18 protein-coding genes and 2 tRNA genes are annotated in these 21,470 nt (G+C 72.0%); 7 read left to right on the forward strand and 13 right to left on the reverse strand.

Annotated features, from left to right (window positions below; translation table 11 throughout):
- Window positions 1-3 precede the first annotated feature (3 nt).
- Window positions 4-1,074 carry a Gfo/Idh/MocA family protein gene (locus NI26_RS10640; RefSeq protein WP_081984952.1) on the reverse strand — a complete coding sequence of 357 codons (1,071 nt, stop codon included), beginning with the start codon at window positions 1,072-1,074 and terminating at the stop codon, window positions 4-6.
- A gap of 144 nt (window positions 1,075-1,218) precedes the next feature.
- Here NI26_RS10640 and NI26_RS10645 point away from each other — a divergent pair, with 144 nt between their 5' ends.
- Window positions 1,219-2,877, forward strand: a complete 1,659-nt coding sequence (locus NI26_RS10645; protein ID WP_066655135.1) for an HAD family acid phosphatase — start codon at window positions 1,219-1,221, stop codon at window positions 2,875-2,877.
- Between the two features lie 64 nt (window positions 2,878-2,941).
- Here NI26_RS10645 and NI26_RS10650 read toward each other — a convergent pair.
- The 9 genes from NI26_RS10650 to NI26_RS10690 all read right to left on the reverse strand — a co-directional run bounded on the left by NI26_RS10650 (window position 2,942) and on the right by NI26_RS10690 (window position 11,623).
- Window positions 2,942-3,014, reverse strand: a tRNA-Thr gene (locus tag NI26_RS10650).
- Window positions 3,015-3,058: 44 nt separating this feature from the next.
- Window positions 3,059-3,694, reverse strand: coding sequence for a TetR/AcrR family transcriptional regulator (locus tag NI26_RS10655; protein ID WP_066655137.1), 636 nt, complete (start codon window positions 3,692-3,694; stop codon window positions 3,059-3,061).
- Window positions 3,695-3,920: 226 nt separating this feature from the next.
- Entirely contained in the window at window positions 3,921-5,063 is a 1,143-nt protein-coding gene (locus tag NI26_RS10660; protein WP_066655138.1) for a DNA polymerase III subunit delta', read from the reverse strand.
- A gap of 25 nt (window positions 5,064-5,088) precedes the next feature.
- Window positions 5,089-5,736, reverse strand: coding sequence for a dTMP kinase (tmk, locus tag NI26_RS10665; RefSeq protein WP_066655139.1), 648 nt, complete (start codon window positions 5,734-5,736; stop codon window positions 5,089-5,091).
- Window positions 5,733-8,510 carry a type I DNA topoisomerase gene (gene topA / locus NI26_RS10670; RefSeq protein ID WP_066658432.1) on the reverse strand — a complete coding sequence of 926 codons (2,778 nt, stop codon included), beginning with the start codon at window positions 8,508-8,510 and terminating at the stop codon, window positions 5,733-5,735. Before topA ends, tmk begins: the two co-directional genes overlap by 4 nt.
- Before the next feature lie 503 nt (window positions 8,511-9,013).
- Window positions 9,014-9,355 carry a hypothetical protein gene (locus tag NI26_RS10675; RefSeq protein WP_066655141.1) on the reverse strand — a complete coding sequence of 114 codons (342 nt, stop codon included), beginning with the start codon at window positions 9,353-9,355 and terminating at the stop codon, window positions 9,014-9,016.
- The gene (locus tag NI26_RS10680) at window positions 9,352-9,546 is read right to left on the reverse strand and encodes a DUF4244 domain-containing protein (protein WP_066658434.1); all 195 of its coding nucleotides are present in this window, start codon (window positions 9,544-9,546) and stop codon (window positions 9,352-9,354) included. Before NI26_RS10680 ends, NI26_RS10675 begins: the two co-directional genes overlap by 4 nt.
- 179 nt (window positions 9,547-9,725) lie before the next feature.
- Entirely contained in the window at window positions 9,726-10,568 is an 843-nt protein-coding gene (locus tag NI26_RS10685; RefSeq protein WP_066655144.1) for a hypothetical protein, read from the reverse strand.
- Window positions 10,565-11,623 carry a CpaF family protein gene (locus tag NI26_RS10690; RefSeq protein ID WP_081984954.1) on the reverse strand — a complete coding sequence of 353 codons (1,059 nt, stop codon included), beginning with the start codon at window positions 11,621-11,623 and terminating at the stop codon, window positions 10,565-10,567. The genes NI26_RS10685 and NI26_RS10690 overlap by 4 nt, the downstream gene beginning before the upstream one ends.
- A 543-nt stretch (window positions 11,624-12,166) precedes the next feature.
- Between NI26_RS10690 and acs the strand changes: the two genes are divergently transcribed.
- The gene (gene acs / locus NI26_RS10695) at window positions 12,167-14,119 is read left to right on the forward strand and encodes an acetate--CoA ligase (protein WP_066655152.1); all 1,953 of its coding nucleotides are present in this window, start codon (window positions 12,167-12,169) and stop codon (window positions 14,117-14,119) included.
- A gap of 74 nt (window positions 14,120-14,193) precedes the next feature.
- Here acs and NI26_RS10700 read toward each other — a convergent pair whose 3' ends face one another.
- Window positions 14,194-14,655 carry a RidA family protein gene (locus NI26_RS10700; RefSeq protein ID WP_066655154.1) on the reverse strand — a complete coding sequence of 154 codons (462 nt, stop codon included), beginning with the start codon at window positions 14,653-14,655 and terminating at the stop codon, window positions 14,194-14,196.
- Window positions 14,652-14,810 (reverse strand): hypothetical protein, encoded by a 159-nt coding sequence (locus tag NI26_RS17075; protein WP_182046010.1) that lies wholly within the window; start codon window positions 14,808-14,810, stop codon window positions 14,652-14,654. Before NI26_RS17075 ends, NI26_RS10700 begins: the two co-directional genes overlap by 4 nt.
- Window positions 14,811-14,860: 50 nt before the next feature.
- Between NI26_RS17075 and NI26_RS10705 the strand changes: the two genes are divergently transcribed.
- The 5 genes from NI26_RS10705 (at window position 14,861) to NI26_RS10725 (ending at window position 20,353) form a co-directional block, all read left to right on the forward strand.
- Window positions 14,861-17,422 (forward strand): transglycosylase domain-containing protein, encoded by a 2,562-nt coding sequence (locus NI26_RS10705; RefSeq protein WP_066655156.1) that lies wholly within the window; start codon window positions 14,861-14,863, stop codon window positions 17,420-17,422.
- Window positions 17,413-18,375: a metallophosphoesterase gene (locus tag NI26_RS10710; RefSeq protein ID WP_066655158.1), complete on the forward strand. Its 963-nt coding sequence runs from the start codon at window positions 17,413-17,415 to the stop codon at window positions 18,373-18,375. Before NI26_RS10705 ends, NI26_RS10710 begins: the two co-directional genes overlap by 10 nt.
- A 103-nt stretch (window positions 18,376-18,478) precedes the next feature.
- Window positions 18,479-18,552 (forward strand) — tRNA-Pro (locus NI26_RS10715).
- Between the two features lie 155 nt (window positions 18,553-18,707).
- Window positions 18,708-19,736 (forward strand): sensor histidine kinase, encoded by a 1,029-nt coding sequence (locus NI26_RS10720; RefSeq protein ID WP_066655160.1) that lies wholly within the window; start codon window positions 18,708-18,710, stop codon window positions 19,734-19,736.
- Entirely contained in the window at window positions 19,733-20,353 is a 621-nt protein-coding gene (locus NI26_RS10725; RefSeq protein ID WP_066655161.1) for a response regulator transcription factor, read from the forward strand. The genes NI26_RS10720 and NI26_RS10725 overlap by 4 nt, the downstream gene beginning before the upstream one ends.
- A 42-nt stretch (window positions 20,354-20,395) precedes the next feature.
- Here NI26_RS10725 and NI26_RS10730 read toward each other — a convergent pair whose 3' ends face one another.
- Window positions 20,396-21,433: an LLM class flavin-dependent oxidoreductase gene (locus tag NI26_RS10730; RefSeq protein WP_066655165.1), complete on the reverse strand. Its 1,038-nt coding sequence runs from the start codon at window positions 21,431-21,433 to the stop codon at window positions 20,396-20,398.
- Window positions 21,434-21,470: the final 37 nt, after the last annotated feature.

Genomic DNA, 21,470 nt, shown 5'->3' on the forward strand with positions numbered 1-21,470 from the left:
ATCCTACGGAACCGCGGGAGGAGCCTCCAGACCGGATCGGTCGCCGGCGCACCCGCCGGCGCACGTCAGTCGGCCGACGGGTGCGTCAGATCCGTCGTCGTCGGCCGCGTAGCGGACGCCCACCTGCCGACGGGCCTCGTCCATGACGGCCGTGATCGCGATCGTCTCCTCGGGGTCCATCGGGCCACCCTCGTGCGTCCCGGAGGTGACCATCGCCTCGAACGCACGCGCCTCGTGGGCGTAGCCGGCGAGCTCCTCGCGCGAGTCGAACTCCTCGAGGACCGTGCCGTCGCGGTCACGGAGCCGCCACGTGGTGGGCGTGTACCAGGTGTCGTCGAGGTCGATGCGCCCGTCCTCGCCGATGATCGACGCGGTGTTCGGGCTCCGCAGGTCCAGGCTGAAGTGGATCATCGACTGGGCACCGCCCTCGTGGGTGAGCACCAGGCCCATCTGGGTGTCGACGCCCTGGTCGCTCAGCGTGCCCGCGGCGGTGACCGCGGTCGGCACGCCGAGCACGTCCACCGCGAACGAGATCGGGTACACGCCGAGGTCGAGGATCGCGCCGCCGCCGAGCGCCGGGTCGTTCAGCCGGTGGCGGGGATCGCTGGGCAGGGCCTGGTGGTGGGTGGCCTCGACCAGGCGCGGGCGTCCGATGCGCCCCTCGGCCACGAGCTCGCGGATCATCCGCATCTGCGGCAGGAAGCGGGTCCACATCGCCTCGGTCACGGCGACGTCGGCGCGGCGGGCGGCGTCGACCACCCGACGCGCCTCGGCCGCGGTGATGGTGAACGCCTTCTCGACCAGGACGTGCTTGCCTGCGGCTATCGCGAGCAGGGCGTCCTCGGCGTGACGCGAGTGCGGTGTGGCGACGTAGACGGCGTCGACGTCCGGGTCGGCGACCAGGTCCGCGTAGGAGCCGTGCGCGCGGGCGATGCCGTGCTCGGCGGCGAAGGCCTCGGCGGACTCACGCGTGCGGCTCCCCACCGCGACGAAGTCGATCCCCGCGGCGGTGCAGTCCGCCACGAACGAGTGGGCGATGCCGCCCGTACCGATGACTCCCCAGCGAACCGTCATGCCACCTGTCTACCAGCCGGTCGCCGGGCGACGACGCGGCGGGCACCTGTACGGACCCACATGGACCACTCGGCTGACCGACAACTAGCGTGCTGCTGTCCCCCGATCGGGGGCGGTCCCCGACTCGAAGGTCACCAGGTCTCCATGCGCCGATCCCTCCGCACCGCCGTCGCCACGAGCGCGGCACTCCTCGTCGTGTCCACCGTCCTCACCGCGGCGCCGGCCGACGCGCACGGCTGGACGCCGCCCGCTCACGGCCCCGACTCCTCGCTCGCCCCGAGGACGCACTTCACGATGGCCGCGGACGGCTCCTCCGGCGCCACCGAGGGCGGCGAGGGCATCCCGAACATCGACTCCGTCAAGAAGACCATCGCCACCTACTACGGCGACCCCGGCACCGGACTCGCGAACCGAACCGACTCCCCCTACGTCCGCGAGGTGCGGTCGATCGTCGACCGCGAGACGCGCCAGCTCCGCCGCATCCACGACCGCGCCGTCCGGCACGGGCAGCGCCCGGCGATCGTCCTCGACGCCGACGACACCACGCTGTGGACCTACGACATGGAGGTCGCGGACATGCACTTCGTCTTCGACCCCGCGCGCCAGGACGAGTGGGTGCAGGACCAGCGCTTCCCCGCGACCCCGTCCATGGTCGGCTTCGTGAACCGCGCGCAGGCGATGGGCTTCACCGTGTTCGGCCTGACCGGCCGCACCGACGACCAGAAGACGGCGACCGTGCAGAACCTGGCGAAGGTCGGCTACACGGCCTTCTCCGAGGACCACTTCTTCACGAAGTGGACGGGGACCGGCGCGTCCCAGCAGCCGTCCTGGATCACCTGCGCAGCCGCGAAGTGCACCACCGTCGAGTACAAGGCACTAACCCGGAAGCACATCGAGCAGGACCTCGGCTACGACATCGCACTGAACGTCGGTGACCAGTGGAGCGACCTGCAGGGCGGGTACGCCGACCGGACGCTGAAGCTGCCGAACCCCACGTACTCCCTGCCCTCGGCGGACCTGCCCGGCGTCCGCGAACCCCGCCTCGCCCCGAGGACCCACTTCACGATGGCCGCCGACGGCTCCTCCGGCGCCACGCAGGGCGGCGAGGGCATCCCGAACATCGACTCCGTCAAGAAGACCATCGCCACCTACTACGGCGACCCCGGCACCGGACTCGCGAACCGCACCGACTCCCCCTACGTCCGCGAGACGGCCCGGCTCGTGGCACGGCAGGCCCCCGCGATCGCCCGGCAGTGCGCCGTCGCCCGGCAGCAGCACCGCAACCCGGCGATCGTCCTGGACGCCGACGACACGACGCTGTGGACCTACGACATGGAGGTCGCCGCGATGCACTTCGTGTTCGACCCCGCACTGCAGGACGAGTGGGTGCAGGACCAGCGCTTCCCCGCGACGCCGGGCATGCCGACGCTCGTCGCCGCCGCGCAGCAGGCGGGCTGCACCGTCATCGGCGTGACCGGTCGGAACGAGGCGCAGCAGGACGCCACCATCGCGAACCTGCACGCCGTCGGCTACCCGCAGTTCGCCGCGACCACCGACGGGAACCGGACCTACTACACGAAGTGGACCGGCACCGGCAGCTCCCAGCAGCCGTCGTACGTGACCTGCGCCGCCGCGAAGTGCACGACCGTCGAGTACAAGGCGCAGACCCGGGCGCACATCGAGTCCCCCGCCGGCGGCGGGTACGACGTGGTCGCGAACCTCGGCGACCAGTACAGCGACCTGCTCGGCGGATCGTCGGACCGGAGCATCAAGCTGCCGAAGCCGGCCTACTACCTGCCCTAGCCGGACCGCTCGGCAACGACGGAACCCCCGGTCGGACACTGTCCGACCGGGGGTTCCGGTGTCGAGCCGCCTGTCGGAATCGAACCGACGACCTATTCATTACGAGTGAATCGCTCTGCCGACTGAGCTAAGGCGGCGGACGCTCCGTTCCCGGAGCGGCACGAGCAATGACTATACAGGTTCAGACGAGCGAACGCGAAACGAGCGCGCCGAGCTCGTCGAACGACCGCTGGAGCTCCTCGGTCAGCTGCGTCTCGGTGGCCCCGTCGGACCACTCCCACCAGGCGTGTCGGAGCGCTGCCAGCGCCACCACCGACGCCAGCCGGGCGCGGCGCCGCAGCGCGTCCGGGTCCGACGCCAGGTCCGGCTCCGTGTCCGCGAGCCGCCCCGCCACGGCCTCCTCGATCTCGGCCTGGAACTCCTTCATCGAGGCCATCCGCCGCGTGAACAGCTCCGGAGCGGCGCGGAGCACCTGCTGCCGTTCCGCGAGCAGCCCGCGTTCCTCCACCAGCTCGCCCGTCGCGTGCACGAGCAGGGTGCCGAGGTCGGACAGGAGCTCGCCGCTCGGTCCCCCGGCGCGGAAGGTGTCGAGCGCCGGTCCCGTCGGCAGCGTCGGGTCGTCCCCGAGGAGCGCCTGTTCCTTGCTCGGGAAGTAGTTGAAGAACGTCCGCGGGGACACGTCCGCTCGTCGGGCGATCTCGTCGACGGTGACGGCGGGCCAGCCGGAGTCGAGTGCGATCCGCAGGGCGGCCTGCTGGATCGCGAGACGGGTGGCGCGGCGCTTGCGCTCACGCAGTCCGGGTGCGGCTTCGGGCATGTCGCGATCTTCTCACGGTGGTCGGGGCGATCGGCTGCGGGGTCGCGCAGGGTCCGGTGGGTGGAGGCTGACCGGCCGGGAGGCTCGGCGCACGCCCGCCCCGCGACCCTGGTCGCCAGGGGTCCGGTGTCACGGCGGTCCGGGCCGCGCGGGTCAGGGTGGCGCGGGCCGCACGGGTCAGGGTGGCGCGGGCCAGCGGGTCGCGCGGGTCAGCGGGCCACGCGGGTCAGCGGGTCGCGCGGGCCACGGTCACGAGCAGCGCCTCGAGCGCGAGCAGTGCCGCGACGTTCGCCGCGATCCGCGAGCGGGCGAGCGACACCGCGTCGAGCACCTCGAGCGCCGCGGACGGCGGCACCACCTCGAGCGCCCGGTCCAGCTGGTCGCGCATCGACAGGTTCACCGGCTCTGCCGGCGCACCGAGGCCGAGCAGGAGCAGGTCGCGGTACAGCGACGAGACGTCGACGAGGATCCGGTCGAGTCCGTCGCGCAGGCTGCGGGTCGCCCGGCGCTTCTGGTCCTCCTCCAGCGCCCGCAGCTGCGACCGCAGCGCCGGTGGCACCGTGCCGCCCGGCTCCACGCCGAGTGACCGCAGGGCTGCGTCCCGCTCCTCGCCGTCCCGCTGCTGCGTGATCGCCTTGGCGTCCTCGTCGGCGACCGCCAGGAGCTCGGCGGCGGCCATCACGGCGTCGCCGACCGAGCGCACCCCGAGCACGGTCTCGAGTGTCCGGCGTCGGCGTGCGCGGGCGTCCTCGCTCGTCGCCAGTCGCTGCGCCATCCCGATGTGGCTCTGCGCCTGCCGCGCGGCATCGGTCGCGAGGGCCCGGTCGACCCCGGTCCGGGCCACGATGAGCTCCGCGACGGACGCGACGTCGGGCACCCGGAGCCGCACCGAGCGCACGCGGGACCGGATCGTCGGTAGCAGGTCCGCCTCGCTCGGCGCGCACAGGATCCACACCGTCCGCTCCGGCGGCTCCTCGAGTGCCTTGAGCAGCAGGTTGGAGGTGCGCTCCGTCATGCGGTCGGCGTCCTCGATGATCACCACGCGGTACCGACCGACCGAGGGCGAGTAGTACGACGACGTCACCAGCTGACGGATCTCGTCGATCGTGATGATGACGCGTTGTGTGGTGAGCACCGACACGTCGGGGTGCGTGCGCGCGGTGATCTGCCGCAGGGCGTGGTCGTCGTCCGCTCCGGCACCGACCAGGGCGGCAGCGAAGGCGGTGGCGACGTTCGACCGGCCGGACCCGGGCGGCCCGGTGATCAACCACGAGTGGGTCATGCCACCGGTCCCGTCGGGAGCCTCGGCCGCACTGCGCAGGGCCGCGACGGCGTCGTCCTGTCCGGTCAGGCCGTCCCACACGCTCACGAGGACATCCTGTCAGCAGCCACCGTCACGCCGGACCGTCCTCGTCCGCGATCCCGACGACGGCACCGACCGCGGCGCGGACCGCGCGGTGGACCGTGTCGGCAGGCTGCCCGGCGTCCACGACGAGGAAGCGTTCCGGCTCCGCATCGGCAGCGTCCAGGAAGGCCCGTCGGACGGTCTCGTGGAACGACGCCGCCTCGGACTCCAGGCGGTCGAAGACGTCGCCCCGAGCTGCCGCGACCCGGCTCCGCCCGACCGTGACGTCGAGGTCGAGCAGCACCGTCAGGTCCGGGAGCAGGCCGTCGGCCGCCCAGTCGGACACCGAGCGGATGCGCTCGGCACCCAGACCCCGTGCAACGCCCTGGTACGCCACCGACGAGTCGATGTACCGGTCCTGCAGGACGACCTCCCCCCGGGCGAGCGCGGGGCGGACGACCGTCTCGACGTGGTGCGCCCGGTCCGCGGCGTAGAGGAGGGCCTCGGCGCGCGCCGAGACGTGCCCGCGCTCGTGCAGCACCATCTCGCGGATGCGCTGCCCGAGCTCCGTGCCGCCGGGTTCACGCGTGCGGACGACCGTCCGACCGTGCTCCTCGAGCCATCTGCTGAGGAGCTCGGCCTGGGTGGTCTTGCCCGCGCCGTCGCCGCCCTCGAGCGTGATGAAGCGCCCGGTCACTTCTTCTTGGCCGCGGTCTTCCGCGCCGGCGCCTTCTTCTTCACCGGCCCCTTGGCACGCTTGTCCGCGAGCAGCTGCACGGCACGGGCGTGGTCGACGGTCTCGACGTCCTCGCCGCGCGGGATCGTCGCGTTCGTCTCACCGTCGGTGACGTACGGACCGAAGCGGCCGTCCTTCACCTTGATGGGCTTCCCGGACACGGGGTCCGCCTCGAACTCCTTGAGCGCGGCCGTGGCAGCGCGTCGGCCGCCGTACTTGGGCTGCGCGAAGAGCTCCACCGCACCGGGCAGGTCGATCTCGAAGATCGCGTCCTCGCTCGGCAGCGTGCGGGTGTCCGTGCCCTTCTTGATGTACGGGCCGTAACGACCGTTCTGCGCCGTGATGTCGTCGCCGGACTCCGGGTCCTTGCCGACGACGCGGGGCAGGTCGAGGAGCTTGAGCGCGGTCTCGAGGTCCACGGTCTGCGGGTCCATCGACTTGAAGAGCGACGCGGTGCGTTCCTTCGGCGCCGCGGCCTTCTTCGTCGTCTTCTTCGCGGGGGCCTTCGCGCCCTTCGCGGTGGTGGTCGCCTGGTCCGCGGCTGCGGGTGCTGCATCGGCGGCCGGCTCGGTGACCTCGCCCGTCGACGGGTCGACGGTCGGTTCGGGCTCGGGGGTGCGCTCGGTGACGTACGGCCCGAAGCGACCGTCCTTCGCCAGGACCTCCTTGCCCGTCTCGGGGTTGATGCCCACCACGCGGTCGCCCACGACGGGTGCCTCGACGAGCTCGCGGGCCTTGTCGGTCGTCAGCTCGTCGGGCGCCAGGTCCTCGGGCACGTTGACGCGACGGGGCTTCTCGGGGTCGTCGCTCGGCACCTCGATGTAGGGGCCGTACCGCCCGATCCGCAGGGTCAGACCCGGCGCGAGCTCGACGGAGTTGATGTCGCGCGCGTCGATCTCGCCCAGGTTGTCGATGACGGTCCGGAGCCCGCGGTGGTCGTCGCCGCCGAAGTAGAAGCCCTTGAGCCAGTCGGTGCGGTCGGCGTCGCCGCTCGCGATGCGGTCGAGGTCCTCTTCCATGCCGGCGGTGAAGTCGTACTGCACGAGGTCGCCGAAGTGGTCCTCGAGGAGCCGGACCACGCTGAACGCGATCCAGTTCGGGACGAGGGCACTCCCGCGCTGCGTGACGTACCCGCGGTCCATGATCGTCGAGATGATGGCGGCGTAGGTCGACGGACGACCGATGCCGAGTTCCTCGAGCGTCTTCACCAGGCTCGCCTCGGTGTAACGCGGCGGAGCCGACGTGTCGTGGCCCTTGGCCTCGACCTCGGTGACGCCGAGGTGGTCGCCCTCGGCCATCTGCGGGAGCTTGGCATCGCCGTTCTCGCCCCCGCCGTGGCGCTCCTCGTCGCGGCCTTCCTCGTAGGCGTTGAGGAAGCCGCGGAAGGTGATCACGGTGCCCGACGCGGTGAACTCGGCGTCCGTCCCGTTCGCCGTCGAGGCGACCCCTGCGACGCTGTCGGTCGACGTGATGCCGAGGACGACCGACGCGGTCGAACCCTTGGCGTCGGCCATCTGCGAGGCGACCGTCCGCTTCCAGATGAGGTCGTAGAGCTTCCAGTCGTTGCCCCGCAGCACGCCGTTCATCTCGGACGGGGTGCGGAACGTGTCGCCGGCGGGGCGGATGGCCTCGTGGGCCTCCTGCGCGTTCTTGCTCTTGCCGGCGTAGCTGCGTGGCTTGTCGGGGATCGTCTCCGGCCCGTACAGCGCCGAGGCCTGCTTGCGCGCGGCGGTGATCGCCTGCTGCGACAGCGACGAGGAGTCCGTACGCATGTAGGTGATGTGGCCGTTCTCGTACAGCGACTGCGCGACGCTCATCGTCTGCCGAGCGGAGAAGCGGAGCTTGCGAGCCGCCTCCTGCTGCAGGGTCGACGTCGTGAACGGTGCGGCGGGCCGACGGGTGTACGGCTTCGACTCGACGCTGCGGACGACGGCGTCGCCGGCCCGCTCGAGCACGGTGGTGAGCGCCGCGGCCGAGGCCTCGTCCAGGCGGACGGCCTCGCCCTTGAGCGAGCCGCGGTCGTCGAAGTCGCGACCCGAGGCGACACGGGTGCCCTGCAGTCGGGCGAGGCGCGCCGTGAAGGCGGTGTCGCCGACCTTCTCGAACCGAGCCGTCAGGTCCCAGTAGTTCGCCGACACGAACGCCAGGCGCTCGCGCTCCCGGTCGACGACGAGTCGCGTCGCCGCCGACTGCACACGACCGGCGGACAGCCCGGGGCCGACCTTGCGCCACAGCACCGGCGAGACCTCGTACCCGTAGAGACGGTCGAGGATGCGGCGGGTCTCCTGCGCGTCGACCAGGGCGGTGTCGAGCTCACGGGTGGCCTCCTTCGCACGCTGGATGGCCTCCTTGGTGATCTCGTGGAACACCATGCGCTTGACCGGCACCTTCGGCTTGAGCACCTGCAGGAGGTGCCACGCGATCGCCTCGCCCTCGCGGTCCTCATCTGTTGCGAGGAAGAGCTCGTCGGCGTCCTTCAGGGCGCGCTTCAACTCGGTGACGGTCTTCTTCTTCGCGTCGGAGACGACGTAGTAGGGCTCGAAGCCGTTGTCGACGTCGACCGAGAACTTCCCGAGGGAGCCCTTCTTGAGCTCAGCCGGCAGGTTCTTGGGCTCGACGAGGTCGCGGATGTGTCCGACGGACGCCTGGACCTCGTATCCGTCGCCGAGGTATTGCGCGATCGTCTTCGCCTTCGCAGGGCTCTCGACGATCACGAGCTTCTTCGTGCCTGGCACGTGACTCCTTGATCGATGGTGCGCGCCGGCCCAGGACCGCAACGGTGTCCGGGTCGACCGGGACAACGGTGACCGGGGGCCGACGTGCACACCATACACACACTGGTCGGGCAGCCCGCGTGGCGGCCCGGCGACGGCCACTGCGCTCACGGCGAACGGTCCGGAGCCCGCCACCGTCCGGACCCGGGCGGCGGAGCCCGCGGTGGCGCAGGCGTCGAGTGCGGCACCGTTGGCGCGTGCCACGCGTCCGGCGACGGCGCAGGGGGCGCCGGGAAGACGGTGCACGAGCACCGCAGCGGCGGCGAGCACTGCGGCGTCGGCGGCGGTGCGCGTCCGTTCGAGCAGCACGCGCGTCCGAGCACCGGCGAGCGCCGCGGAGCCGACGAGCAGCGCGAGCGCCAGCACGGCGACGAGGGCGACGGTCACCGAACCGCGGTCCGGTGCCCTGCGGACCGCGACGGTCCCGGTCGGCCGCACGCGCCGGTCGGGTCCCGACGGCCGCGTCATCCGCCCCCTCCTGCCGCGCAGCCGGTCGCGCGGAGCGGCAGGACCGCGAAGGGACCGGCCGGGGTCCCCTGCACGTCCACGCACACCAGACCGTCCTCGTGGCGGACCCGTGAGGTGGAACCGGGCACGGTGGCGAGTGCCGCGGCGGCCGTCCGCTCGTCGTCGCGCCCGAGCGCCCGTGCCGCCGTGCCGGCGACCGACCCGAGCCGCCCGGCACGGTCGACCAGGACCACGCCGGCGACCAGGGAGACCAGGACGAGGGCGACGACCGGGAGCCCGACGGCGAACTCCACGGTCACACTGCCGCGGTCGGACGCGGACGGACGGAGCCCGGTCACGGGACCAGTGCCCCGCGGACGAGGTCGGTCAGGATCTGCTGTACCTCGCCCGAGCGCATCACGGCGACGAGCACACCGGCGAACGCCACCGCGGCAAGGATGACGACGGCGTACTCGGCGGTGGCCGACCCGCGGTCGTCCCCGGGGCGGCACCGACGACGTCCGGCACCGGGACGAGCGGGGACGTGCACGCTCGCGGCCCACCCTCGGGCGACGCCCGCCGTGTCTCCCGGTGACGGCACCGGCGCCGGGACCCGTGTCGGCTGCGGAGGTGTCGAGTCGGTCATGGTGTTCCCCTCTCTCTGTGGTGGTCCCACGTTCGCCCACCGGGGGCACCGTCTGACGCTCGGCGGGTCGGTCTGTGGACGGTTCAGCGGAGACCACCGACGGTGGAGGAGAGGACCCCGACCACGACCGGCACGACGCCCACCAGGACGAACGCCGGCAGGACGCACACGCCGAGCGGCAGCACGAGCCGGACGGCCAGTCGCTCCGCCGCAGCGAGGCCCGCCGCAGCGGCGTCGTCCCGGGCGTCCTCGGCAGCGGCGCGCAGCAGCTCCGCGGCGGGCACCCCGGCGCGACGACTCAGGACAAGCACCTCGTGCAGCCGCGCCGCCGCGACCCCGTCACCGGTGGTTGCTCCGAGGGCTCCGCGCACGGCTGCTTCCGCCGACTGCCACGACCCGCCGCCGGTCAGCGCCACCGCCCACGCGTCGAGCAGGATGCCCGGCACGTGCCCGTCCGGCGTCACGGCGTCGACCAGCCGTCGGGTCCAGCGCTGCCCGACGAGCACGAGTCCGGCCGCCGCTGCGCAGCAGATCCAGCCGACCGGCCGGGTGAGGAGCACGACGAACGCGTCCGCACCCCACACCGAACCGAGTCCGAGCCCGAGGAGCGGCAGCGCCAGCACGACCCGAGCACTCGTGCGCGGTCCGGAGAGGGCGACCCGGACGGCACGGTCGGACGCGGCCGTCCGGCGCATCGCCGCGGCCAGGGCGCGCAGGGCACCGGCAGAGGGCGCCCCGGTCCGTTCCGCCACCTGCAGGACGAGGCGGACGTCCTGCCAGGCGGGAGCGTCGGCCTCGGGCACGCCACCCACGAGGGCCCAGGCCCGAGGTGGTGGCACCCCCGCACCGACGAGCACCGCGACCCGGTCCAGCACGCGCGCGGCTCCGGCAGCGTCCGGACCGACCCGACCGCGGCGGCGACTCACGGGCCGGCGCGTCCGACCGGGCGGACCTCGAGCCGCCCGTCGCGGTCGATCCCGCACGTCCCGACCGCCGTGATCCCCCGCCACGACGACCGCCGCTCGACGTGCACGACGAGGTCGACCGCGCTGACGACCTGTCGCGCGAGCGCCTGCGGGACGAGACCGGCCAGTGCCCCGAGGGCCTCGAGCCGCGCTCCGACGTCGGCGAGACCGTTCGCGTGCAGGGTGCCGGCCCCGCCGTCGTGCCCGGTGTTCAGGGCCCCGAGGAGCTCACGGACCTCGGCACCCCGGCACTCCCCCACCACCAACCGGTCCGGGCGCATCCGGAGTGCCTCGCGCACGAGCCGGTCGAGCCCGAGCGCACCGGTGCCCTCGGCGGTCGCCTGTCTCGCCTCGAGCGTGACGACGTGCGGGTGCTCGACCCGGAGCTCCGCGGTGTCCTCGACCGTGACGATCCGCTCGTCGTGCGGCACCGCGCCGAGCATCGCCGCGAGCACGGTCGTCTTCCCGCTGCCGGTGGCGCCCGTGACCAGGACGTTGCGCCTCCGGGCGACCGCGTCCTCGAGCACGGCCCGGGGCACGACCCGGAAGGCACCGAGGCGTTCCAGGCCGGCGAGCGTCGGGCGCTCCGGTCGCGGCAGCCGGACGGACAGCGCGGTGCCGCCGACGGACACCGGCGCGAGGACGACGTGCACGCGCACCCCGTCGCCGTGCCGCACGTCGGCGCACGGCGTGGTCTCGTCGACGTGGCGGCCGCCGAGGGCGACGAGCTCGGCGGCGAGCGCTCGCGCACGCCGCTCCGGGAGCTCGGGGCGGACGCGTTCGAGGCCGCGACCCCGGTCGATCCAGGTGCCCTGCCCGCCGACGACGAGCACGTCGGTCGTCTCCGCGTCCGCGACCAGGGCCGCGAGCTCCTCGAACACCGACGGATCGAGGGCCCTGCGCCGCCGAGCACGCGCGGCGCCCGGCAGGAACGGCACGCCGCCCGGCTCAGCAGGGGCGCCGGGACCGGCGGCGTCGTGATCGGCCCCGGGGGCGTCGGCTCGGTGGCGGTGCATGCGGTCGACGCTAGGTCGGTCTGTGGCGGCCGCGGCAGGAATCGGTATGTCGTGTGGACGCCACCCGCTCGACACCCTCGGAGTGCCGTGTTGTACCCCGTTACGCAAAGCCGTACCCCGTTCGGTGTCCGCACGCGACCGCACGGAACCGACGGCACCGGGCCGGGCGGCCGGTCGCCCGGGCACCCTCCGAGCGGACGCCGTCGCGAGCGGCCCTGCAACGAGGACGTGGACAAGTCTGTCCACTCTTCGGCATCAGGACGCCGATCGAGCCGTGCCACGCGAGCACACTGCGCGACAGGCGTCGGGGAAAAAGAAGAGGCGGCACCTGTTGGGGGGAACCGGTGCCGCCTTGACATCGGTGGATTGGGGGGAATCCGGCCCGGTGCCACCGGAAACGAGTCCGGCAGGAACCACTGTACCCCAAGACGACCCGTGCTCGGCAACCCCTCGGCCGGAATGTCCGCGGGGCCCCGCAGCACGGTCCCGCACCGGGGGTAGTCTCCGACTGCACCCCAGCCGCAACGATGCGAGAGGACACCGATGTCCACACCGACCCAGGCCGACGAACGCCACGAGGACGGCCCGACCTTCGCTCCCCCGGCGGACTTCGTCGCGGACGCCGTCGCACGGGAGGACCTGCACGAGGCGGCCGCCGCCGACCGCGAGGCGTTCTGGGCGGACCAGGCCCGGACCCTGCTCGACTGGCGCACACCGTTCACCCGGACACTCGACTGGTCGGGCGCGCCGTTCGCGAAGTGGTTCGACGACGGCACCCTCAACGTGGCCGAGAACTGTCTCGACCGGCACGTCCGCGCGGGCAACGGCGACCGGGTCGCGATCCACTTCGAGGGTGCGCCGGGCGACACGCGTCGGATCACCTACGCGGAACTCACTGCCGAGGTGCAACGCGCCGCGAACATGCTCACCGACCTCGGCGTCGCGCAGGGCGACCGCGTGGTCGTCTACATGCCGCTGATCCCGGAGGCCGTCGTCACGATGCTCGCCGTCGCCCGGATCGGCGCCGTCCACTCGGTCGTCTTCGGCGGCTTCAGCGCCGAGAGCCTGCGCGCCCGCATCGAGGACGCCGGCGCGAAGCTCGTCGTCACCGCCGACGGCGGCTGGCGGCGCGGCGCGGTCTCCCCGCTGAAGCCCGCGGTGGACGAGGCACTGGCCGGCGAGGGCACCGACTCCGTCGAGCACGTGCTCGTGGTCAGGCGCGGCGGCAACGACATCGCCTGGAACGACCGCGACCTGTGGTGGCACGACGAGCTCGCGAAGGCAGCCCCCGAGCACGAGGCGGAGGCGTTCCCCGCCGAGACGCCCCTGTTCGTCCTCTACACCTCGGGCACCACCGGGAAGCCGAAGGGGATCGTGCACACCTCCGGCGGCTACCTGACACAGGCCGCCTACACGCACCGGAACGTCTTCGACATGCACCCGGAGAAGGACGTCTACTGGTGCACCGCCGACATCGGCTGGATCACCGGGCACTCCTACGTCGTCTACGGCCCGCTCGCGAACGGCGTCACGCAGGTGCTCTACGAGGGCACCCCGGACGAGCCGCAGCCCGGCCGCTGGTGGGACATCGTCGACAGCTACGGCGTCACCGTCCTCTACACCGCGCCGACCGCCGTCCGCGCCGCGATGAAGGCCGGCCGGCAGATCCCCGAGGCGCGGAGCCTCGAGTCCCTCCGCCTGCTCGGCAGCGTCGGGGAGCCGATCAACCCCGAGGCGTGGCAGTGGTACCGGCAGGTCATCGGCCACGACCGGACGCCGATCGTCGACACGTGGTGGCAGACCGAGACCGGCGCGATCATGATCTCGGCACTGCCCGGCGTGACGAAGCTGAAGCCCGGAGCCGCACAGACCCCGCTGCCGGGCATCGTCGCCGAGATCGTCGACGAGGAGGGCCACCGCGCCGACCCCGGCGAGAGCGGCTACCTGACGATCACGGAGCCGTGGCCGTCGATGGCCCGTGGCATCTGGAACGATCCCGACCGCTTCGTCGAGACCTACTGGAGCCGCTTCCCCGGCCGCTACTTCGCCGGGGACGGCGCGCGGCTGGACGGGCAGGGCGACATCTGGGTGCAGGGTCGCGTCGACGACGTCATGAACGTCTCCGGCCACCGGCTCTCCACCGCCGAGATCGAGTCGGCGCTGGTGGGGCACGAGGGCGTCGCCGAGGCCGCCGTCGTCGGTGCCGCGGACGAGACGACCGGCCAGGCCGTCGTCGCGTTCGTCATCCTGACCGCCGAGGCGTCCGAGGGCGCCGACCGCGACGCGGTCGCAAAGGAGCTCCGCGACTGGGTCGGCAAGCGCATCGGTGCGATCGCGAAGCCCCGGCAGGTCGTCGTGGTCCCGGAGCTGCCGAAGACCCGCTCGGGCAAGATCATGCGTCGCCTGCTGCGCGACGCGGCCGAGGGCCGTCGCATCGGCGACACGACGACGCTCGCCGACCCGACGATCATGGCGACCATCGCAGAGCTCATGTAGCCGGAACGACGCGAGCCGCGCCTCCCGACCGGTCTGGAGGCGCGGCTCGCGTCGGCTGCGTCGCCGACGGTCGGTCAGTCGGTGAGCTCCACCACCAGCTCGACCTCGACCGGTGCGTCCAGCGGGAGCACGGCCACGCCCACCGCGCTGCGCGCGTGGACGCCGGCGTCCCCGAACACCTCGCCGACGAGCGTCGACGCGCCGTTGGCGACCGCGGGCTGCCCGGTGAAGGACGGGTCCGACGCGACGAACACCGTCACCTTGACGACCCGGGCGACCCGGTCCAGCGACCCCGCGACCGACTGCACCGCGGCGAGGGCGTTGAGCGCGGCCACGCGCGCCTGGGCGGTGGCGGTGTCCGCGTCGACCGCGGCACCGACCTTGCCCGTGACCGACAGCGCCCCGTCGACGAAGGGCAGCTGCCCGGCCGTGTACACGTACTGCCCGGTGAGGACGGCCGGCACGTAGGCGGCGACGGGCGCAGCCACCTCCGGGATCGTCAGGCCGAGCTCCGCGAGGCGGTCGGCGGTGCTCACGCGTCGGCCTTCGGGCGCTTCAGGTAGGCGACGAGCCCGCCCTCGGGGCCGCTGACGACCTGGACCAGCTCCCACCCCTCGGAACCGAAGTTGTTCAGGATCGCGGCCGTGTTGTGGATGAACAACGGAGCGGTGAAGTACTCCCACTGAGTCATGCGGTTCCTTGCCAGCCTTTCAGTCGTGGGCGTCGTTTAGGCTGCATCCTATGTCTGCCCAGAAGTCTGCCTCGCGGACCAAGCCCGTCTCCGCGATCGGCGCCTTCGTCGGTTTCGTCGGTTTCAGTGCGCTCGCTGGTCTGCTGGTCACGATCGGGGTCACCCCGGCGATCGCCGTCGCCGGCGTCACGACGACCTCGACCATCGGCGTGTTCGAGTCCCTGCCGGAGTACATCGAGATCGGTGACCTCCCGCAGCGCAACGAGATCTACGCCTACGCGAACGGGCAACCGGTCAAGCTCGCGACGGTCTACGACCAGAACCGCGAGGAGCTCAAGTACGACCAGATCAGCGACCAGCTGAAGAACGCCGCGATCGACGGCGAGGACAAGCGCTTCTGGGACCACGGTGGCGTCGACATGACCTCGCTCGTCCGCGCCGGCGTCGGCAGCATCGCCGGCGGCCTCGGCGAGTCCGGCGGTGGCTCGACCCTGACGATGCAGCTCGTCCGCAACATCAAGATGCAGCAGGCCCTCGAGCTCCCGTCCGAGGAAGAGCGCCAGAAGGCGTACAACGACGCCGTCGAGCAGACCATCCCCCGCAAGCTCGAGGAGATGAAGCTCGCCATCGGCCTGGCGAAGAAGTACTCGCACAAGGAGATCCTGACCGGGTACCTCAACATCGCCTACTTCGGCGACCAGACGTACGGCGTGCAGGCCGCCGCACAGCACTACTTCAACAAGTCGGCGACCGACCTCACGCCGGCCGAGGCGGCCTCGATCCTCGCGATCGTGCAGTCCCCGAACACGCGCAACCTGGCGAACGAGAAGAACTACGAGGCGAACAAGGCTCGCCGCGACGTCATCCTCAAGTCGATGTACGCGCAGAAGCACCTGACCAAGGACGAGTTCGACAAGGCGATCGCGTCGGAGCCCAAGGACTACGTGCACCTGACCGAGCCGAACCAGGGCTGCCAGTCGGCGGCCGGCAACGGCGCGCAGTTCTTCTGCGACTACGCGGTCAAGGTCGTCAAGCAGATGTCACAGCTGGGCGGGACCCAGAAGGAGCGCGACCAGGCGTGGCGCAACGGCGGCTACAAGATCCAGACGACGCTGGACATCAACCTGAACGGGCAGCAGAAGGACCTGCTGAACACCTACGACCCGAACACCGAGTCGCGGCTGCAGCTCGGCGGCGCGCTCAACTCGGTCGAGGCGTCGACGGGGCGCATCCTGACGATGGCCCAGAACAAGGACTACGACCAGTCCCTGCAGTCCCCGCCGACGGCGACGTCCATCAACTACAGCGTCGACAAGGAGTACGGCGGCTCGATCGGCTTCCAGGTCGGCTCGACCTACAAGGTCTTCACGCTGCTCGACTGGCTCAAGGCCGGGCACGGCCTGAACGAGAGCGTGAACGGCACCCCGCACAACACGTCCCAGTGGACCCAGTGCGGCTCCACGATCACCTCGCCGTGGGCTCCGAAGAACGACTCCGCGGGTGAGAACGGCCAGTTCACAGTCGCCCGTGCCACAGCCCTCTCCGTGAACGCCGCGTTCGCGTCGATGGCCGCGAAGCTCGACCTGTGCGACATCCGGCAGACCGCAGTCGACCTCGGCGTGCACTCCGCCGACGAGAAGACGGAGCTGAACGCCTACCCGTCGTCGATCCTCGGGACCAACAACATCGCGCCGCTGACCATGGCGTCGGCGTACGCGACCATCGCCAACGGCGGGACCTACTGCGCCCCGATCGCGATCGACCAGGTCACCGACGCCTCCGGCAAGGAGCTCGGCGGCCAGCCGAAGCAGTGCAAGCAGGTGCTCGACCCGAGCGTCGCAGCCACCGCTGCGTTCGCGATGCGCGGCACGATCCAGTACGGCACCGCGCAGGGCGCCCAGACCCCGGACGGCACGCAGCTGTTCGCCAAGACCGGCACGACGGACGACGCCGACCAGATCTGGCTCGTGGGTGCGAGCTCGAAGGTCGCGACCGCCTACTGGCAGGGCAACACCGACGGGGCGAAGAACAACCTGCGCCACTACTACAACACCGCGGGGTACGGCTCCTACGCGTCGCAGCGTGCGCACGTGTGGCAGCAGGCGATGATCCCGATCAACCAGCTGCACCCGGCCGACCCGTTCCCGACGCCGTCGCAGACCGCGCTGCGCGGCAACAGCGTCAACGTTCCGGACGTCCGTGGGAAGACCGCGGACGCGGCCCGTGCGACGCTCGCCGGTGCCGGCTTCACGTACGTCGACGGCGGAGCCCAGCCCGGCGGCGGCACCCCGGGGACGGTCTCGTCGACCTCCCCGGGCCCGGGATCGCTCCTGTCGACGGGGTCCAGCGTGACCGTGTACACGACCGACGGCAGTCAGACGACGGTCCCCCAGGTCACCGGGAAGAGCGTCAGCGATGCGCGCGGCGCCCTGCAGGATGCCGGCTTCACGAAGATCGCGCTCTCGGACGGCTACGCGAAGGGCGACGGCGACAACAAGTGCAGCGTCGCCGCGGTCGACCCCGGTGAGGGCACCGCGGTCGGCAAGGACGCGACCATCACGCTGCAGCTGTTCGGCAACAAGAACGGCAAGGCCCCGAAGGAATGCCGGTGAACCGTGGTCGCGCCGCGCTGGGAGTGATCGCAGCGGGCGCGACCGTCGGAGCGGCGACGGCGGCGTGGGGTTCCCTCGTCGAACGTCGCCGCTTCGGCATCCGCTGGGAGACCGTCCCGGTGCTGCCGCCGGGGTCCCGGGACGTCACCGTCCTGCACCTCTCCGACATCCACATGGCGCCCTGGCAGGCCGACAAGCAGCAGTGGCTCCGCGACCTGAGCCTGGTCGAGCCCGACTTCGTCGTGAACACGGGCGACAACCTCGGGCACCCCACGGCCAACACCGCGGTCGAGTACGCACTCGAGCCGTTCCGCGGCGTCCCGGGCGCCTTCGCGCACGGTTCGAACGACTTCTACGGCCCCTCCCCGCGGAACCCGTTCAAGTACTTCACCGGCCCGAGCAGCCACCCCACCGGCCGCCGTCCGGTCGAGCTCGACATCGACCGGCAGACCGCGTTCTTCGAGTCGCTCGGGTGGCTCGACGTCAACGACCAGGCCCACGCGATCGAGCTCCGCGGATCGCGCTTCGAACTGTTCGGCACCTCGGACGCCCACCGCGACTGGGACCGTCTCGACCTGCTGCCGACCAACGTCGACGAGATGCGCAGCGCCGTGCCGTGGACCGAGGACGAGGACGGCCCCTCCCCCGTCGCGATCGGCATCACCCACGCCCCGTACCGGCGCGTCCTCGACGCCTTCGTCGACCAGGGTGCGGACATCGTCTTCGCCGGGCACACGCACGGTGGTCAGGTGCAGGTGCCCGGGGTCGGCGCACTCGTCACGAACTCCGACCTGCCCCGGCAGTACGTCAGCGGTCTGCACCGTTGGCAGCACCGTGGACACTGGTCGTGGCTCGAGGTCTCGGCGGGCATCGGCACGTCGATCTACGCTCCGGTGCGGTTCTCCTGCCGCCCCGAGGCCGTGGTCGTGACACTCACCGCGAAGACCTCCTGACCCGAGCCGCCGCGACGCGCCCGGGTGTACCGCGAATGGTCGTGAGCACCCTCGAACGTCCGGTAGACTTTCCTGGTCGCTCCGATTCGGAGCAACCACACCGCGGGGTGTGGCGCAGCTTGGTAGCGCGCCTCGTTCGGGACGAGGAGGTCGCAGGTTCAAATCCTGTCACCCCGACACTGTGTTGAGACAGTAGAACAGCAGGGCCCTGATCCACTCGGATCGGGGCCCTGCTGCTTTCCCGGCACGCTCCTCTGCGTCTGTGTCCGGCGACACAACGCCCGGTCGTCGAGCACGTCGACGAGACGGAGGCCGCTACGCTCGCAACCGTCATGACGATCCCCGCCCCGCTCCCCACCGTCCTCGCGGAGATCGGCGCGCACTTCCCCGAGCTCGCCGACGACCCGGTCCTCGCGCAGAGCCTCCTGGACAACGTGACGTCCATGATCAGCGAAGCCCACGAGCGTTACGCGACCGGCGACGGGACCGCGAGCGTCGTGAGCGACCGGTACCTCGACCCCGAGCACCTCGCGACCGGCGTCCTGCACGCCGAACGTGCGCAGCACCCCGCCGGGGCCATGCTGGCGGCCGAGATGCTGTTCGACGCCTACCTGCCGGTCTTCGTCGACGAGGTCGGAGCGCGCACCACGGACGAGGTCCTCCGCGCCACCCGGGCACTGCACGCGGGCGTCTGGAGTCGGTTCCCCGCAGGGGCGATCGCGTACACGGAGGCACTCCGGCAACGGGTGACCTCGACGAACCTCGACTCGCGGGAGCAGATCGCCCGCGACCTGCACGACCGTGTCGCACACGGGGTGCTCGCGGGACTGCAGCGCCTCGACCTGGTGCTGCTCACCGACCCCGCGGAGGCAGAGCGGACCGCGCAGCTCGAGTCCGCGGCGCGGCTGCTCCGAGGAGCACTGACCGACGTGCAGGACCTCGCGCTCTCCCTGCACGCCAGGGTCGGCCAGGACCGGCTGGACGACGCCCTGCGGCGGCACGTGGACGACCTGTTCCCGGGGGACGACCGCCTGGTGATCACGACGACGGGCGTCGCCGGCACCCTGCCGAACTGGAAGGCCGAGGAGGCGCTGACGATCCTCCTCGAAGCGCTGACCAACCGGCGGAAGCACGCGCCCGGTTCCGCGGCGTCCGTCGAGTTCGCGTGGTCGCCGGGGACGGTGGTCGTGACGGTGCGGGACGACGGCCCCGGGTTCGCTCCCGACGCCGTCGCCGAGGGCCGCCTCGGGCAGCGCACCATGCGTGAGCGGGCCGGTGTGCTCGGCGCCCGACTGGACGTCGAGAGCGCCCCGGGCTCGGGCACCGTCGTCCGGCTGACCGTCCCGAGGGGAGCCATGTGACCGCCGTCACCCACGTCGCGATCGTCGACGACCACCGGCTCTTCCGCGAGGGGCTCGCCACGATCCTGGCGGCGGTCCCGACGATCCGGGTCGTCGCGCACGGGGAGCGCCCGTCCGACGTGCTCGACTCCCCCGAGGCGGCCGCGATCGACGTGCTCCTGCTCGACGTCGAGCTCGACGGGCCGCCGGCGCGGACCACCATCGCCACCGTCCGCCGCCGACACCCGCACATCAGCGTCGTCGTCCTGACGATGCACCGTGACGCCGTCCTTCGCCGCGCGCTGCTCGACGCCGGAGCCGTGGACTTCGTGACGAAGGACACCCCGAGCCGGGAGCTCGTCGACCGGATCGTCCGAGCGACCCGCAGGGGTGCGGGTCCCGTGACGTTCCCGGTCGACCTGGTCACCGACGCCCGCGCCGGGTCACCGCTCAGCGACCGCGAGCTCGAGGTGCTCCGTCTCGTCGCAGATGCGCGGTCGAACGCCGAGATCGCCACCGAACTCGGGCTCGCCGTCGGCACGGTGAAGCGGCACGTCTACAACGTCTACCGGAAGCTCGACGTCGGGACGCGTGTCGCCGCGATCACCGCCGCGACGCGCCTCGGGCTCCTGGCCTGACGGCTCCCACGGCCGGACGGCCGCAGCGGGCGTGTCCGTCCGCTAGACCGTCGCCCCCGCCGGCACCAGGCGGCCCTCGGCCTGCAGGGACGCCACCACGTCGAGCGCCTGGTGCCGGTAGCGCGCCTGGGCAGCACCGGGCGCGACGATCACCCCGTCGGCACCGGTGGACGCGACGAGCTCGTTGATCTTCGTGGCGACGTGCTCGCGGTCGCCGTAGGCCTGCCGCTCCGTCCGCGCGGCGATGAACCGGCGCTCGAGGTCCGAGAACTCGTACGCGCGGGCCTCGTCCATGGACACCGGCTCGGGCTTGGCACCCTGTCGCATGCGGATGAACGAGATCATCCCCGGAGCGCTCTGCTCCTCGACGATCGCAGGGTCCTCGTCGGTGACGACCTGCACACCGATGAGGGCGTTCGGGGTCTGCCGGAAGCGCGACGGGCGGAACGAGTCGCGGTACAGCGCGAGCGCCGCCTCCGTGTTGTCCGACGCGAAGTGGTGCGCGAAGGCGAACGACACCCCGAGCGCGCCGGCGACCTGGGCGCTGTAGCCCGAGGAGCCGAGCAGCCAGAACTCCGGCACGTCGCCGTAGCCCGGGACCGCGCGGATCCGCGACAGCGGGTTCGACGCGTCCATGCCGGTGAAGAACCCGATCAGGTCGGCGAGCTGCTGGGGGAAGTCGTCGACGTCGAGCCGGTCGGTGCGGCGCAGCGCCATCGCCGTCGCGCCGTCGGTCCCCGGGGCGCGCCCGATGCCGAGGTCGACGCGGTCGCCGTACAGTGCGCGCAACGTGCCGAACTGCTCGGCGATCACGAGCGGTGCGTGGTTCGGGAGCATCACCCCGCCGGAACCGATCCGGATGCGTGACGTCGCGGCGCCGACGGCACTGAGCAGCACGGCGGGCGCGGACGAGGTGATGCCCGGCATGCCATGGTGCTCGGCGACCCAGACACGCTCGTAGCCGAGCTGCTCGGCGTGCACGGCCATGTCGATCGACCCCTGCAGGGCCTCGGTGTTCGACTGGCCGTACTCGCGGGTGGCCAGGTCGAGGACGGACAGGTGCACGGTGGCGTCGCTCATGGGGACGACAACCGTCGCCGGCGTGCGCGCATTCCGC

Origin of the sequence: Curtobacterium sp. MR_MD2014 (assembly GCF_000772085.1) — a bacterium.
Lineage (GTDB): Bacteria > Actinomycetota > Actinomycetes > Actinomycetales > Microbacteriaceae > Curtobacterium.

Coding starts and splice junctions, on each gene's coding strand:
- NI26_RS10640 (WP_081984952.1), bottom strand. CDS start 1,074: ATGACGGTTCGCTGGGGAGTCATCGGTACGGGCGGCATCGCCCACTCG.
- NI26_RS10645 (WP_066655135.1), top strand. CDS start 1,219: ATGCGCCGATCCCTCCGCACCGCCGTCGCCACGAGCGCGGCACTCCTC.
- NI26_RS10655 (WP_066655137.1), bottom strand. CDS start 3,694: ATGCCCGAAGCCGCACCCGGACTGCGTGAGCGCAAGCGCCGCGCCACC.
- NI26_RS10690 (WP_081984954.1), bottom strand. CDS start 11,623: ATGCACCGCCACCGAGCCGACGCCCCCGGGGCCGATCACGACGCCGCC.
- acs (WP_066655152.1), top strand. CDS start 12,167: ATGTCCACACCGACCCAGGCCGACGAACGCCACGAGGACGGCCCGACC.
- NI26_RS17075 (WP_182046010.1), bottom strand. CDS start 14,810: ATGACTCAGTGGGAGTACTTCACCGCTCCGTTGTTCATCCACAACACG.
- NI26_RS10705 (WP_066655156.1), top strand. CDS start 14,861: ATGTCTGCCCAGAAGTCTGCCTCGCGGACCAAGCCCGTCTCCGCGATC.
- NI26_RS10710 (WP_066655158.1), top strand. CDS start 17,413: ATGCCGGTGAACCGTGGTCGCGCCGCGCTGGGAGTGATCGCAGCGGGC.
- NI26_RS10720 (WP_066655160.1), top strand. CDS start 18,708: ATGACGATCCCCGCCCCGCTCCCCACCGTCCTCGCGGAGATCGGCGCG.
- NI26_RS10730 (WP_066655165.1), bottom strand. CDS start 21,433: ATGAGCGACGCCACCGTGCACCTGTCCGTCCTCGACCTGGCCACCCGC.